The following is a 14,988-nucleotide window of genomic DNA, read 5'->3' on the forward strand; positions in this document are numbered from 1 at the left end:
GTCTTGGTCGACAGCATCAACAGCGTCGACAGCGGCTTCCTGCGCGGCCACTGAGGGCCCCCTTCTAACGTGCACTGGGCAGCCGTCAACCGTACGCGAAGGGGGCGCTTCTGTCAGGCGTCGATTTCTACCAATTTCTTGTTGTCGAAGGTACGGACCTCGAAACGGTCGATCTCATTGCGCTCCATGGCGGCCCCACCGTGGACATAGAGCGGATTCTTCGCGGCCTTGTGCGGGCTGTCGACAATGCCGTATCCCCACTTCGGAACCGCCCAGGAGGTCACGACCTCCTCCTTGCCGGTCTTCGAGATGGCGATCAGCGAGCACTTCTCGGGTCCCTTGACGTTCTTGAGTTCCAAGACCGTGTGGGTGCCCCAGCCCTTCTTCTCCAGCCCGACGGTGGCGGTGACACTCGTCGTCATGTCCGTCGCCTCGATCTTCTCCTCCATGTGGTTGAAGAAGGCGTCCTCGGCGGGGGACGTGGGATGGGCCTCGACCTTGGGCCCGGACTGCGGTTCGTTCGCGGTGGCCAGCACCGCGACCGTGGGTCCGGTGATGATCAGCGCGGCGGCAGCGGCGATCATGTACATCCCGCGCCGACGCTTCGCGGCCCGCTTGGTGGCGACCTCATCCAGGAGCCCGTTCAGCACCTTGGGCCCCGGCGGGGTGGGCACCACCGGAATGGGCTTGGACTGCTCGTGTCCGGCGGAGGACGACGCGTACGGCGACGGCGACTGGTACGGCGGCTGCTGGTAGCCGTTCGTCTGCTGGTAGCCGGCGACCGAAGGCGGCGGGAAGGGTTCGCTCCAACCGGCGGATCGAGGTCCCGGGAGGTTCACCACATTGGGCCCGGACGACTGGAACGGCACCGACGGGACCTCCGCCAGCATCGCGAGCATGGGTTCCATGCCCGCGAACTCTTCGAGGTGGGCCGCACAGATGTCGCACCCCGCGAGATGCATCTCGAATGCCGAAGCATCCGCGTCGTCGAGTACGCCGAGCACATACGCGCCGACGGCATCGTGCACGGATTCCGGCTCAGGCGTGGTCATGCCGTGACCCCCCTCTCCTCCAGTGCGAGCTTCATGGAACGAAGTGCGTAGAAAACCCGGGATCGCACCGTCCCGCTGGGTATGCCGAGTGTCTCGGCCGCCTCATTGACCGTACGCCCCTTGAAGTACGTCTCGACAAGTACTTCCCGGTGGGCGGGGGTCAAATCATCGAGCGCATCTGCGAGCGTCATCAGCCACAACGCCTTGTCGATCTCGTCCTCCGCGGGCATGACCTCCAGCGGCGACGGGTCAACCTCCTGCGGCCGGGCCTGCCGGCTGCGGTGACCGTCGATGACGATGCGGCGAGCCACCGTCACCAGCCAGGGTCGGACAGAGCCAGTTGCTCGGTTGAGCTGACCGGCGTTCTTCCAGGCACGGATGAGCGTCTCCTGCACCACGTCCTCGGCACGCTGGCGGTCGCCCGCGACGAGACGCAGTACATAGGCGAGCAGAGGACCCGCATGTTCGCGATACAGCGCACGCATGAGTTCCTCGTCGGGGACGGAGGAATTCGAGCGTGGCTTCTCGCTTCGATGGCGGGCCCTGTGCGGACGGTCATCGGCCACGGCCGCATCTTTGCGCACCTGCAACCTCCCGGTCGAGACCCTTGACTTCGGCTGACTCTTGTCCCCCTCCTCTACGGGGGCGGGCGTCGAGTCATTCAATGCCGAGCCAAAAATGTTTCAAGATCTTCCGAGAGGTCGACTGGTCCTATTCTGTTGCGGATGACGGCAGTTGACGGCGTTTCATACGATGCGGATGAGCGATTTGATCATGCTTTGTCGGGATGCTGATACTCCGTCAGGGATGCTCGAGCTCCGTCAGGCCCGTGCCACGGCCGCCGCCCGGCGTCGATGCCGGGCCACCCGCTCCCGGTTCCCACAGACCTCGCTGGAACACCAGCGCCTTCTGCGCCCCCGGGACGTGTCCAGATAGATACGTCGGCAGCTCTCGCCCTCGCACTGCCGGAGCCTCGACAGTGCCTGGGGATCCGTCAGCAACTCCAACGCGTCACGGGCGACCGTGGCGAGCAGCGCCCCGCATTCGGGCGGGCCGCCGAGGGTGCGCACCAGCGAGCCGTTCGGGTCGCGCACCGCTCTGATCGACGGAGGTGACGCGGCGGCCAGTGCGTTGACCCGCTCAAGTGCACTGTCCGCGAAGCGCCCGCCGAGTTCGGCGCGTACCAGTTGGTCGATCCAGAGCCGTAGTTCGACAAACCTGTCGGCCCACGGTCCGTCCACGGCGTCCACCGAGGTACCGATCGGGATGAGTCCCGCATCGAGCAGCCAGCGGCCCAGGAATCCTCTGTTCAGCAGGAGTTCGGGGCCGGCGCCCGGAGTCGAGGTCGCCATCAGGTCCAGGCAGGTGCGTCCGGAGTCGAACCGCCAGTCGTAGGGAGCCGTACCGGTCGCATCGGTCGTCATCCGCCTGTCACCGCCTCAAGGTCACTGCCTCAGGTCACTGTCCGGGGAGCCACTGTCCGCTCGTCGCCCTCCAGAGTGCCTGCCCGGGCGGGCGGTCGGAACCCCTCCTCACCGAGGTAGTCCGACCGCCCGCCCGGCGCACCTCAGTCCCTTACGACGTCGGGCGCGATGTCCTCGCGCTCGACCGGGCCCGCGGTCCGGGCCGACGCGGCGGCCGGAGCACCGCAGAAGACGGCCTCCAAGGTGCGCGGCAGGGTGTTGAGAACGGAACCGTTGTTCGAGGTGTTGGCGACGGCGGTCACCGAGCGCTTTCCGTCCGCCGAGGTGAAGGCGAAGGTGTAGAAGCCCTGGACCGTGCCCGTGTGCCCGTACACCGACACGCCGCAGGACAGGTCCCGACGGCGTAGGCCCAGTCCATAGCCCTGGGTGCTGTTGACCGTCGTCCACTGCTGCATCTGGGACAGCTGGGCGTCGGAGATCAGTGCGCCGCGGTTCAGTGCGGAGAAGAAGGTGTTGAGGTCCTTGGCGCTGGAGATGACGGCGCCCGCGCTCTGCCCCCAGGACACGGTCTGCTCGGTGGAGTCGACCAGTGGGGCGCCGGCCTCGTCGGGGCGTAGATAGCCCTTGATGTGACGGCCGGGGATGGCGGTCTGGGGATGGACGTAGAAGGTGCCGGAGAGCTTCAGCGGCTTGATGATCCGCTTCTTGTAGGCCGTGGTCACGGACCGACCGGTGATCTTCTCGATCAGCATTCCTGCGACCACGAAGTTGGTGTTGGAGTACGAGTAGCCCGCTCCGGGCTGTACGGTCCTGGGCTTCGCCAGGGAGAGGTCGACCAGCTCCTGATAGCTGAAGACCCGGTTCCGTACGGCTTCGAAGCCGGGGACGGTGGCCGCGAACATGTCGTTCGTGTAGTCGTACAGACCGCTGCGGTGGCTCAGGAGATGGCGCACGGTGATCCTGTCATCCGGCAGGAGGCCCGGCAGATAAGTGTTCACGGATGCGTCGAGGTTCAGCTTGCCTTCGTCGACGAGTTGGAGGAGCACGACCGCGCTGAAGGACTTGCTCACGCTGCCGACGCGGAAGCGGTCGTTGGCGTTCATCGCCCGACCGGTGCCCTGGTCGCCGATGCCTTCGGTGACCTTGTGGACGGTGCCGTTGTCGTCGACCCTGGCCATCGCGCCCGGGGCGCCGAGGGCGAGGGCGCTCCGCAGGGCTTCGCGCAGGGCGGTGAGGTCGGGGCTGGAGGATTCGGCCCGGGTGACGGTCGTCGAAGCCGTCGAGGGCGCAGCGGACACCGTCTGCGCGGGGACGAGGACAACGAGCGGAGCCAGCAGGGCAGCGCCTAGCGCCGTGCCCTTGCCCACCATTCCTGAGACCATCTGAGTTCTTCTCCCGTGCTTCGGAGCGAACCGCGCCGCGGGATGCGGTGCGGTCATGGGCTCTACGCACGGGAGTGGGGGGACGGTTGCATCGGAGGTGCATCGGAGGAGGACTTTCTCTTCCGGTCCGCGCCCCGGTCGCGGGCCCGAACGATGGGAGCCGGTTCTGCGTCCGGGACACGCGGGCCCGGGCACGCGGCCCCGGGCACGCGGATCCCGCGCCCACTCGGGAGGACATGCAAAAGACCCCCTGCCCTGGCGAAGTTCTCGCAGGTCAGAGGGTCTTTTTACACATGGGGTGGTGGAGATGGCGGGAATCGAACCCGCGTCCAACGGTGCAGAATCAGGACTTCTCCGAGCGCAGTCCGCTGCGATTTTCTCGGCCCCGGAGATCACGCGGACAAGTCTCCGACGGGCTCAGTCACTGTTTGATTTCCCTCAGGACCCCGTGACCGGGCCTAGAGGTTTAGTTCCCTTGATGACGTTAGGAACCGGGTCGGGAACAGCCCCGGGCTAACGCTCCATGAGTGAAGGTTCGCTCTTACTGCTTATTAGGCAGCGAGGGCGAAGGCTTCGGAGTTATCGCGCTTAGAATCGGCGATTATTGGTTGCGACATATGGTTTACGAGATCATTGCCGCTTCCTCGGCTCGCTTCTCCTGCTTCGACATCCGCTGTCGAAACCGATCATCCCCATGTTGATTTTTCAATGCACGCCCCCGCTGTGGAGGACTGCTGCCCATCGTACGTGACCAACGCGGGCGGGTGCCAGCGTATTCCGTGCGGCCCGCTCGAAGGGCGCAGATCAGGCCCGCTGCTGGCGGCGCACCGCCGACATGACCTTGTCCGCCTCGCGCCGGTCCTGACGCTCGCGCATCGTCTGGCGCTTGTCGTACTCCTTCTTGCCCCGCGCCAGTGCGATCTCCACCTTCGCCCGGCCGTCCTTGAAGTACAGCGCCAGGGGCACGATCGTGTGACCGGTCTCCTGGGACTTCGACTCCAGCTTGTCGATCTCCGCACGGTGCATCAGCAGCTTGCGCCGACGGCGCGCGGAGTGGTTGGTCCAGGTGCCCTGGCTGTACTCCGGGATGTGGACGTGGTGCAGCCACGCCTCGTGACCGTCGATCTGAACGAAACCGTCCGCCAGGGACGCCCGCCCCTGGCGCAGGGACTTCACCTCGGTACCGGTCAGCACGAGACCGCACTCATAGGTGTCGATGATGTGGTAATCGTGCCGCGCCTTCTTGTTCTGCGCGATCAGCTTGCGCCCTTTTTCCTTAGCCATAGTGCGGCCATTTTCGCACTACGACCCCGTACCGAGGCCACTCAATACCGTCTGGGCCCGTTCCTCGGCCCCCTCGTCGACGGCCACGTCCGGGCTGATGCCCTCTCCGTCGACGCTCTGGCCGGACGGGGTGCGGTAGTGGCCGACGGTCAGTTCGGCGACCGAACCGTCGGGGAGGGTGCTCGGCATCTGGACCGAACCCTTGCCGAAGGTCCGCGAACCGACCGTCACGGCCCGGCCCCGGTCCTTCAGCGCCCCCGTCACCAGCTCGGCGGCGCTCATCGTGCCCCCGTCGACCAGGGCCACCACGGGACGTTCCGTATCGCCTCCGGGATCCGCGTACAGGGCCCGTTGCTTGCCCCTCATGTCGTACGTGGCGACCAAGCCGCCGTCGAGGAAGGCGGAAGCCGCGGCGACCGCCTCCGTGACCAGCCCGCCGGCGTTGCCCCGGAGGTCGAGCAGGACACCGGCCCCGTCGGGAGCGCTCCGTACCGCTTCCTGCACCCGCGCGCCCGAGCCCCGGGTGAAGGCCGCGACCTTGATCATCACCGCGCCTCCCTTGAGCCGCTGCACGGTGACGGACTCGGTGGACAGGGTGGTGCGGGTCAGCGTCCTCGTCCAGTCGCGACCGGCGCGCTCCAGACCGAGGGCGACGGTGGTGCGGTCCTTCCCGCGGAGCAGGGCCACGACATCGGTGACGGGCCGGTCGTCGACGACCCGCCCGTCAATGGCGTGGAGACGGTCGCCGGCTCTGATGCCCGCCCGGTCGGCCGGACCGCCGGGCTGGACCTTGGAGACCTCCACCCGACCGTCGGCCGAGCGGCGCGCCCACAGCCCGACGCCCGTGTACTCGCCGTCGAGGGCCTGCTGGAACTTGGCGTACTCCGCCCGGTCGTAGACCGCCCCCCAGCGGTCCCCGCTGCGGCTGACGACCTCCTCGGCGGCCTTCGCACCGGACTTGCCCTCCGCCACGGCCTCAGCGGCGGCGCGGGCCACGGCCTCCTGGTCGACGGTCGCGCCGGCAGGACGGGCCGCGAGCGTACGGGGATGGTCGCCCTCCACCTCGCGGGGCAGGGCGTTGGTGGCCGCCGCGGTCGCCAGGACCGTCGCGAAAACCAATGTCAGGGCCGCCCCGCGGCGAATGCGGCGGGGCAAGGGACAGAATTCCGGGCCCGACATGGCGATGAGTCTAGGACAAGCGAAGGGCGCCGTACGGAGGTTGCCCCGCACGGCGCCCGGGGCGCTCGTCACACCTTGAGGTACTTGCGCAGAGCGACGAAGGCCGCGAGCGCGGGCATCACCAGGCTGATGGCGAGGACCAGGGGCAACTTGGTGAATACGGCGTCCCAGCCGATGAATTCCACGAGTTGCATCTTCTCGGAGAGCGCGAGGCCGTTGTCGACGAGGAAGTAGCGCCCCAGGAGCAGGAAGGCGCACGCGACCGCACCGCCGAGTAGTCCCGCAAAGGCGGCCTCCATGATGAAAGGCATCTGAATGTAGAAACTGGACGCGCCCACCAGTCGCATGATGCCGGTCTCACGCCTACGGCTGAATGCCGAAACGCGTACGGTGTTGACGATCAGCATCGTCGCCACCACCAGCATCAGGGCCATGACGCAGAGGGCCGCGACCCGCATCCCGTTCATCAGGGCGAACAGGTTCTCCACGATGTCGCGCTGGTCCCGTACGGAATGGACCCCCGCCCGTCCGTCGAAAGCAGAGGCGACGACCTTGTACTTCTCCGGGTCCTTCAACTTGACCCGGAAGGAGTGCTGCATCTGGTCCGGGGTGATCGTGGCCGCGATCGGCGTGTCCCCGTACTCCTCCTTGTAGAGCTTGTAGGCGTCCTCCGCGGTCTCCTCGTGGATGGTCTCCACGATGTCCATCTTCTGGAGATCGGCCTTGATCTGCTGCTTCTGCTGCGTGGTGACCGCGCCCTTGGAGCACTGGCGGGGCGAGGTCTTCGCGTCGTTCTTGTTGCAGAGGAAGATCGAGACGTTGACCTTGTCGTACCAGAAGTCCTTCATCGTGTTGACCTGCTGGCTCATCAACAACGCACCGCCGAAGAGAGCGAGCGAGAGGGCCACGGAGACGATGACGGCGAAGGTCATCGTGAGATTGCGGCGGAGACCGACGCCGATCTCCGACAGTACGAACTGGGCGCGCATCGCGTGCGTTCAGCCTTTCCTTGCTGCTCTTACTGGCTCACTGCCCGCGGCCCGACCGCGGGCGGCTCAGTGCTGGTAGCCGTAGACGCCGCGCGCCTGGTCACGTACGAGACGCCCCTGCTCCAACTCGATCACACGCTTGCGCATCTGGTCGACGATGTTCTGGTCGTGGGTCGCCATCACCACGGTGGTGCCGGTGCGGTTGATGCGGTCGAGCAGCTTCATGATGCCGACCGAGGTCTGCGGGTCGAGGTTGCCCGTGGGCTCGTCCGCGATCAGCAGCATCGGGCGGTTGACGAAGGCCCGGGCGATCGCGACGCGCTGCTGCTCGCCACCGGAGAGCTCACCGGGCATCCGGCCCTCCTTGCCGCCGAGGCCGACGAGATCGAGGACCTGGGGGACGGCCTTGCGGATCTCACCGCGCGGCTTGCCGATGACCTCTTGCGCGAACGCCACGTTCTCCGCGACGGTCTTGTTGGGCAACAGCCGGAAGTCCTGGAAGACCGTGCCCAACTGGCGCCGCATGTGGGGCACCTTCCAGTTGGAGAGCCGGGCGAGGTCCTTCCCGAGGACGTGCACCAGCCCCTCGCTGGCACGTTCCTCGCGCAGGATCAGGCGCAGGAACGTCGACTTTCCGGAACCGGACGAGCCCACGAGGAAGACGAACTCCCCCTTCTGGATGTCGAGCGTGACATCGCGCAGGGCCGGGCGGTTCTGCTTGGGATAGCTCTTGGAGACTCTGTCGAATCGGATCACGGGTGCACCACGGTCGGCCGGGAGTAGGTGTGCGTGACACTACGCGAACGCGGGTAGCAGAGGCAGCCAGCGGCCTGGGATGTGCAGTTTGTCCCGTACTTCAGTCAGTACTTTGTCTCACCGAACCCATCGATCCGGACGAACGGGGAACGCGTGCGCCCTTATGCAGACTTTATGCGAGCGGACGGGGCGCGCCGAAAGGCGCGCGAGCTGGCACAGTGGTAGGGGAACAGTCGCGTTTCCTGAAGCGTTGTCCTAAAAGATCTGTGCTTACGGTCCGCGTCTGCGGCTCCGGCGCGCGGGAGGAGGAGAGCGCATGACCTATGACCGACTGGTGTGCGCCAACTGCGCGGCCCCCGTCACCGAGGGTCGCTGCCCGGTCTGCCGGGCGAACCGCGAGCGGCTCCAGCAAGAGGGCCCGTTCGGCGGACTCAATCCGGCGACCCTGTTGACGTTGCTGGTGGTGCTGGTAGCGGCACTGGCCCTACTGGCGTCCCAAACGGCGTGAGGCCGCCGACGCCTCCAGAGCGCGCAGAAGGGCCCGGGGTGTTGTGCCACACCCCGGGCCCTTCTCACTGACCTTTGCGCTGGCCTTCCTCACCGAGCGGAATCATCCGGGTGCACCGTGTGGTGCGTCCGGACGGGGATCCCGTACGGAGCCGTCCGACCTCGCGGACGTCGATCAGATGTCCTTGACCGAGGTCAGATGCGCCTCCGGGTCAGAAGGTGCATCTGTAGGTCGTCCGGTTCAGACTGCCGTCCGGATCAGACTGCCGCGCGCCCGCCGCCGACGAGGCGGGGCAGGAAACGGAAGCCGATGCCGCCGGCGATCATGGTTGCGGCACCGATGACCAGGTAGGTGGTCTCCAGGGCGCCGGTCTCCGCCAGCTCCTCCTGGGCCTTGCCCTGCTCGACCGGCTGCGAACCGGCGTTGTTGGTGTCGGTGTTGTCGGTGCACTCGGCGCCGTCGAGGTCGACGGTGCAGGTGCCCGTGCCACCGTCGTCACCGCCGCCACCCGTGCTGCCGCCCGAGGTCCCACCCGGGTCGGTGGTCCCGCCCGGCTTCGTGGGGTTGGGGCCGGGGTCGGTCGGACCCGGATCCGTGGGACCGGGGTCAGTCGGGCCCGGGTCGGTCGGACCCGGATCCGTGGGACCGGGGTCAGTCGGACCGGGGTCAGTGGGGCCCGGGTCGGTCGGGCCGGGATCGGTCGGACCCGGATCCGTGGGGCCCGGGTCAGTCGGACCGGGGTCAGTCGGGCCGGGGTCAGTCGGGCCCGGGTCGGTCGGACCCGGATCCGTGGGACCGGGGTCAGTCGGGCCCGGGTCGGTCGGAATGGTGGTCGGGTCCCCGGTGGGGTCGTTGTCGAGTCGTGCGTCAATACCGATTCCAGCGTCGGTGTCGGCACCGACGGCTGAAGCGACACCTGCGGCGGTCAGCGACGCACCGGCAGCGATCACCGCGCCGGCGACGATCCGCGCCACGCGGATGCGCGTCTTCTTCGTCATGTAGCTGCTACCCCCAGTAGCTATTCGTCAAATAGTGCAGCGCGCCAGGGCATCGGCTACAGGGAGTTGGACTCTTCCCCCGTCCTCACGAGCCCCGGAAATGCGTCTGCCGCGCGTCAGCTTTCCCAGTTTTCGCGGACCCGTCAAGGCGGTTGCGCGTGCGATGTCCGGTATGAGGCAGGTTGCCTGACCAGGGGCGATACAACTGTGACACACAAGGAAACTGACGACCCATGAGCTTCGGATTGCCTTATCGACAAAGCGAGTGAAGGTTCAATGCACCACTTGCGAGCGCGAATTCAACGTGAGCCCCGGGTAACCCCACTGCCCCTGTGCCCTCGTGAGCTGCACTCACACAGATCGAATGGGCGCAGGACACAACGCAGCCATTCCCACTACGCACCGTAAAAGGCAGACAGAGAAACGATCCACCGACACGGCCCCGTCGACGCTCCACCCGTCTGCGGTCGACTTCTGGAGATGGGCGAACGCCCGTCCGTCAACCGATCGATCGAAACCCGCTATCACGCAATGATGCCGACCCCGGAAAGGATCGGCATCATGTTCGTACGGGTACTCCGGTCGGTACGGCGGGGTACCTCCCCGGGGCTCTCACCCCCGCGGGCGGCGTCCGGTACTCCCGGTGCGCCCGGTGCTCCTAGCGCTCCTGACGCTTCCGCCAGCGGATGCCCGCCTCCAGGAATCCATCGATCTCACCGTCGAGCACGGCCTGCGGATTGCCGACCTCGAACTCCGTCCGCAGGTCCTTGACCATCTGATAGGGGTGCAGGACGTAGGAGCGCATCTGGTTGCCCCAGGAATTGCCGCCGTCGCCCTTGAGGGCGTCCATCTTCGCCTGCTCCTCCTGGCGGCGGCGTTCCAGCAGCTTCGCCTGGAGGACGTTCATCGCGCTCGCCTTGTTCTGGATCTGGGAGCGCTCGTTCTGGCAGGAGACCACGATCCCGGTGGGGATGTGGGTGATGCGGACCGCGGAGTCGGTGGTGTTCACGCCCTGGCCGCCGGGGCCCGACGCGCGGTAGACGTCGACGCGCAACTCGGACTCGTCGATCTCGACGTGGTCGCTCGACTCGACCACCGGCAGCACCTCGACACCCGCGAAGGACGTCTGGCGGCGACCCTGGTTGTCGAAGGGGGAGATGCGGACCAGACGGTGGGTGCCCTGCTCGACCGAGAGCGTGCCGTAGGCGTAAGGAGCCTTCACCACGAAGGTGGTCGACTTGATGCCGGCCTCCTCCGCGAACGAGGTCTCGTAGATCTCGGTGGAGTAGCCGTGGCGCTCGGCCCAACGCAGATACATGCGCTGGAGACGCTCGGCGAAGTCGGAGGCGTCGACACCGCCGGCCTCGGCACGAATGTTGACCAGCGCTTCGCGCTCGTCGTACTCGCCGGACAGCAGCGTGCGGACTTCCATCTCGTCCAGCGCCTTGCGGACGTCGGTCAACTCGGACTCGGCCTCGGCGAGGGTGTCCGCGTCGTCCTCCGCCTCGGCCAGCTCGAAGAGCACGGCCACGTCGTCGATCCGGCTCCGGAGCGCTTCGGTCTTGCGCAGCTCGGCCTGGAGGTGCGAGAGCTTGCTGGTGATCTTCTGTGCCGCTTCGGGGTCGTCCCACAGCGACGGGGCCGCTGCCTGCTCCTCAAGCACGGCGATGTCGGCCCTCATCTTCTCAAGGTCCAAGACGGCCTCGATCGACCCCATGGTCGAGGAGAGGGACTTCAGCTCTTCGGATACATCGACGACTGCCACGGGTCCAGCGTAACGGCTGACCGCGACATACCGGCCCGCGAGGGGTTCGGCAGGGATTTTCAGGGCCTCGCCGGGCGGTGTGGGTCGGGCCCGATCGGGCCCGGGCGCGCGATCCGACGCTCCTTTGCGGACACGACCTAGGGCTCGGCGGTGGAGGGCTTGGAGTCCTTCGGGGGCGCTGTGCTCTCGCCGTCCCCGGTCGCCAACCAGCCGCCGACGCCGACCGCGGCGATGACCGCGACCGCGGCCACACCGAGGGTGATGCGCCTCTTGCGCACGGCGCCGGAGCGGGTGCCTGACGTGCCGGGCTTGCCCTGCTTGTTGCGGGCGGAGCCGGGGCGGGGCTGGCCCGGGCTCCGCGGCGCACGGGCCGTGCCGTGCGCTCCGCCCGCGAGCTCGTCGGGGGCGGGGACGCGCATCGAGGTGTGGGTGTCGCGGTTGGAGTCGGCCGGTGCCGCACCGGGCACCAGCGGAACGGCTCCGCGGCGGCGCACCTCGCCGGCGGTCTCGGGGACGGGCTCCTCGTAGGACTCCGAGGGTTGTTCGGCATCGGGTTCGTCGACGTCGAGCGGCGGCAGCCCGGCCAGGAGCGGCAGCAGATCGCGCAGGAGGGTGCCCAGCTCCGAGGCCCGAAGCCGGGAGGCGGGCGCCTTCGCCAGACACTGGACGATCAGCTGCCACAGCTCGTCGGGGATGCCGGGCAGCGGGACGACCGTCTCGGTGACATGGCGCCGCAGGACCGCGCCCGGATGGCCTCCGCCGAAGGGCGTGAACCCCGCGAGCAGTTCGTACAGGACGGTCGCGAGGGCGTAGATGTCGACCGCGGCCCGCGGCGGGAGTCCCTCGACTATCTCGGGAGCGAGGTAGTCGGGGGTGCCGATGATGCGGGTCGACTTGGTGCGGCCGGGGGTGTCGATCAGCTTGGCGACGCCGAAGTCGGTGAGGAGGGCGGGGTGGGCGCCACCGGGGCCGAGCGCCCCTTCCATGTTGAGCAGGATGTTCTCGGGCTTGACGTCGCGGTGGACGACCTGGAGGGCATGGGCGGCGGCGAGCCCGTCAGCAACGTCCGCGATGATCGCGACGGCGGCTTCCGGTGCGAGTCTGCGTTCCCGGTCGAGTCGGGTGCGCAGATCCGTGCCCCGGACGAGGTCCATCACCAGGGCGAGGTCGTTGCCGTCGACGACGAGGTCGTGGACGGCGACCACGCTGGGGTGGTCGAGGCCGAGCAGGGCGGTGCGCTCCTGGACGAAGCGTCCGACCAACTCCTGATCGGACGCGAGGTCCTCGCGCAACAGCTTGATGGCGACGGGGCCGTCAGGCCCCTCACCTGCCCAGACCGTGCCTGCGCTACCGCGACCGAGGATCTGGTGCGCCGTGTACCGGCTGCCGATGTTCCGTGCCAAGACTGCTCCCTCAGCGGCTGGCGTTGTCCATAACGTACGCGTGGTGAGGGCACCCGCGCGCCCCAGATGGCACCAACCTTCACTTCCGTGGGTGGTTTTTCCCCACGGAAGTCGACAAATCCCCTCGACCGTCAGAGGTTTCGGCTACTGACCGCTCTCCGGGGCCGTGGTGTTGGGCTCGTTCGCGGCGGGTTCGGAAGCGCCGAGTTCGTTGATCCAGTCCTTCACATTGGTGATGCCGTCGCCGATCGCGGTCCAGAAGCTCTTGCCCTCCGCGATCCAGCCCTGGACCGGGGTGAGCTCCCAGATCATCCAGCAGACGACGACCAGCATGAACACCGAGAACAGACACCCCTTGAGGCAGCCGAGCCCGGGGATGCGCATCGGGTTGGCGCTGCGCTGCCGGGGCGGGCGCGGAGCGGGCGGTTGGGGCTGCTGGGGTTGGGGTGCCTGCGGCTGAGGTGCGTACGGCTGGGGCGCGTACTGCTGGCGCTGCGGGGGCTGGGGACGCGGCTGCTGACGCTGAGGGCGCGGCTGCTGACGCGGTTGGGGCTGGGGTGCCTGCGGCTGAGGTGCGTACGGCTGGGGCGCGTACTGCTGGCGCGGCTGCTGCGGGGGTTGCTGGGGCGGCTGCTGCGGCTGGCGCTGTGGGCGGCGGCGCAGCGGGTCCTGGCCCGGGTCCAGGTACTGGACCTGCGTCTGGTCGTTGCGATCACGCGCGGCCTGGAGCTGGGACTGCCAGGGGTGCGGGTCCTGGGGGCCGGGTGCGCCCTCGGGGCGCGGGGGCACCGGTGGCATCACGGCCGTCGGATCCGCCGCCCCGCCGCGCGGAAGCACGCTGGTGGGATCGGCTGCGCCCGCGGGGGAGCCGGTCTGCTGCATCACGCTCGTCGCGGCGTTCGGATCGAAGCCCGCCCGGGGGCCGGCCGAGCCGCCGCCGGGCAGCACCTGCGTCGGGTCCGCCGCGCCCGGCGTCTCGGGAACCCGGGCCGGTGACGGATCGGGAGCCAGCAGGGCGGCGACCCCGAGCGCGGCGTCGACCTGGGCACCGCTGGAGTGGACCCCGACACCGGCGGCCACGGTACGCAGGGCCCGGGCCAGGTTGACCGCGCTGGGGCGCTCGTCGGGCTCCTTGCGCAGACAGCGCTCGATCACCGTCCACAGCGGCTCGGGCACGGTGGTGGGACGGCGCGGCTCCTCGCTGAGGTGGCGGTGGAGCACTTCGAGCGCACTGCCGCCGGAGAACGGCGGACGGCCGGTGACCAGCTCGTACATCAGGATGCCGGCGCCGTAGATGTCGACGGCGGAGGTCTGGGGGCGGCCTTCGGCCGATTCGGGTGCGACGTACGCCGGGGTGCCCACGAACTCATGGGCGCGCGTCAGGCCCGGGGAGTCGGCAAGACGTGCGATGCCGAAGTCGGTGAGCATCGGGTGCATCTGGCCGTCGGCATCGGTCTTGAGCAGGACGTTCGCCGGCTTGAGGTCGCGGTGGACGACTCCGTCGGCGTGGCTTGCGGCGAGGGCGTCGGCGACCTGCGCGGTGAGCAGGGAGGCCGCGACCGGCGTGAAGGGGCCGTTGTCCCTGAGGTGGCGGTGCAGATCGGGGCCGTCGATGAGGTCCATGACGAGGGCGAGGAGGTCCCCCTCGACGACCAGGTCACGGGTGCGCACGATGTTGGGGTGGGTCAGCCGGAGCAGGACGGAACGCTCGCGCAGGAAGCGCATCACGACGTCCGGGTCGTTCGCCAACTCCTCCTTGAGGACCTTGATCGCGACCGTCTCGCCGGGCTGGCCCGGCACCGCCGCTTCGGCGCCTGCGGTCTCGCGCTGCCGGGCACGCCAAACGGTGCCGGTGGCTCCGCGGCCGAGTGGCTGCTCCAGGAGGTACTTGCTGCCTACAGGCCGCACGGCATGCGCTCCCTGCTGATCGTGGTCCTTGCGTGGTCCGGGCCCACGGTGGCGCCGCCCGGGTGTCCGACCCACTTTAATGCCGGCCGACAAGTCGCCGGCCGGTTGTCCACAGGTGTTCTTCGCCGGTGCGTCCGGTGGCGCTCCGGCGGTGTCCGGCCGGTGCGCCACCAGCCGTACGGGCCGTACCGCACGGCTGCTGCACCGTGGCCACCACACCGGGGTCGTCCGCAGCAAAGACGCGGGAGTCGCACGGAAGGTTGCTGAACGCACCCTTCGCGACCGACACATCCAGCACGGCTGGCGCTGTCGTCACAACCAACCCAGCCAACCCAGCCGG

Annotated in this window: 13 protein-coding genes and 1 other RNA gene; 1 reads left to right on the forward strand and 13 read right to left on the reverse strand. The window is 68.3% G+C overall.

The genetic code is table 11. The features are described 5' to 3' along the window. Positions 1-113 precede the first annotated feature (113 nt). The 9 genes from ABZ348_RS22400 to ftsE form a co-directional block, all read right to left on the reverse strand. The gene (locus ABZ348_RS22400; protein WP_358935656.1) at positions 114-1,052 is read right to left on the reverse strand and encodes a zf-HC2 domain-containing protein; all 939 of its coding nucleotides are present in this window, start codon (positions 1,050-1,052) and stop codon (positions 114-116) included. Next, positions 1,049-1,636, reverse strand: coding sequence for a sigma-70 family RNA polymerase sigma factor (locus ABZ348_RS22405; protein ID WP_329019670.1), 588 nt, complete (start codon positions 1,634-1,636; stop codon positions 1,049-1,051). The genes ABZ348_RS22400 and ABZ348_RS22405 overlap by 4 nt, the downstream gene beginning before the upstream one ends. A gap of 237 nt (positions 1,637-1,873) precedes the next feature. Then, positions 1,874-2,476 (reverse strand): ABATE domain-containing protein, encoded by a 603-nt coding sequence (locus ABZ348_RS22410; RefSeq protein ID WP_358935658.1) that lies wholly within the window; start codon positions 2,474-2,476, stop codon positions 1,874-1,876. A 143-nt stretch (positions 2,477-2,619) separates the two neighbouring features. Then, positions 2,620-3,858 carry a serine hydrolase domain-containing protein gene (locus ABZ348_RS22415; RefSeq protein WP_358935660.1) on the reverse strand — a complete coding sequence of 413 codons (1,239 nt, stop codon included), beginning with the start codon at positions 3,856-3,858 and terminating at the stop codon, positions 2,620-2,622. 299 nt (positions 3,859-4,157) lie between these two features. After that, positions 4,158-4,552: a transfer-messenger RNA gene (gene ssrA, locus ABZ348_RS22420) on the reverse strand. 110 nt (positions 4,553-4,662) lie between these two features. Then, positions 4,663-5,142, reverse strand: coding sequence for an SsrA-binding protein SmpB (gene smpB, locus ABZ348_RS22425; RefSeq protein ID WP_358935662.1), 480 nt, complete (start codon positions 5,140-5,142; stop codon positions 4,663-4,665). An 18-nt stretch (positions 5,143-5,160) separates the two neighbouring features. Beyond that, positions 5,161-6,321, reverse strand: a complete 1,161-nt coding sequence (locus ABZ348_RS22430) for a S41 family peptidase (RefSeq protein ID WP_358935664.1) — start codon at positions 6,319-6,321, stop codon at positions 5,161-5,163. 68 nt (positions 6,322-6,389) lie between these two features. After that, positions 6,390-7,310 carry a permease-like cell division protein FtsX gene (gene ftsX, locus ABZ348_RS22435; protein ID WP_358935666.1) on the reverse strand — a complete coding sequence of 307 codons (921 nt, stop codon included), beginning with the start codon at positions 7,308-7,310 and terminating at the stop codon, positions 6,390-6,392. Between the two features lie 66 nt (positions 7,311-7,376). Then, positions 7,377-8,066: a cell division ATP-binding protein FtsE gene (ftsE, locus tag ABZ348_RS22440; protein ID WP_329019689.1), complete on the reverse strand. Its 690-nt coding sequence runs from the start codon at positions 8,064-8,066 to the stop codon at positions 7,377-7,379. A gap of 316 nt (positions 8,067-8,382) precedes the next feature. Here ftsE and ABZ348_RS22445 point away from each other — a divergent pair, with 316 nt between their 5' ends. After that, positions 8,383-8,574 carry a hypothetical protein gene (locus tag ABZ348_RS22445; RefSeq protein WP_358935668.1) on the forward strand — a complete coding sequence of 64 codons (192 nt, stop codon included), beginning with the start codon at positions 8,383-8,385 and terminating at the stop codon, positions 8,572-8,574. A gap of 257 nt (positions 8,575-8,831) precedes the next feature. Here ABZ348_RS22445 and ABZ348_RS22450 read toward each other — a convergent pair whose 3' ends face one another. The 4 genes from ABZ348_RS22450 to ABZ348_RS22465 form a co-directional block, all read right to left on the reverse strand. After that, on the reverse strand, positions 8,832-9,572 hold the full coding sequence (locus tag ABZ348_RS22450; protein ID WP_358935670.1) for a hypothetical protein: 741 nt from the start codon (positions 9,570-9,572) through the stop codon (positions 8,832-8,834). A gap of 658 nt (positions 9,573-10,230) precedes the next feature. Continuing rightward, positions 10,231-11,337, reverse strand: a complete 1,107-nt coding sequence (gene prfB, locus ABZ348_RS22455; RefSeq protein WP_358935672.1) for a peptide chain release factor 2 — start codon at positions 11,335-11,337, stop codon at positions 10,231-10,233. A gap of 137 nt (positions 11,338-11,474) precedes the next feature. Then, entirely contained in the window at positions 11,475-12,740 is a 1,266-nt protein-coding gene (locus tag ABZ348_RS22460) for a serine/threonine-protein kinase (RefSeq protein WP_358935674.1), read from the reverse strand. Positions 12,741-12,884: 144 nt separating this feature from the next. Further along, entirely contained in the window at positions 12,885-14,648 is a 1,764-nt protein-coding gene (locus tag ABZ348_RS22465; protein WP_358935676.1) for a serine/threonine-protein kinase, read from the reverse strand. Positions 14,649-14,988 lie beyond the last annotated feature (340 nt).

The sequence above is a fragment of the Streptomyces sp. NPDC005963 genome (assembly GCF_040638655.1).
In the GTDB taxonomy this organism is placed as follows: domain Bacteria; phylum Actinomycetota; class Actinomycetes; order Streptomycetales; family Streptomycetaceae; genus Streptomyces.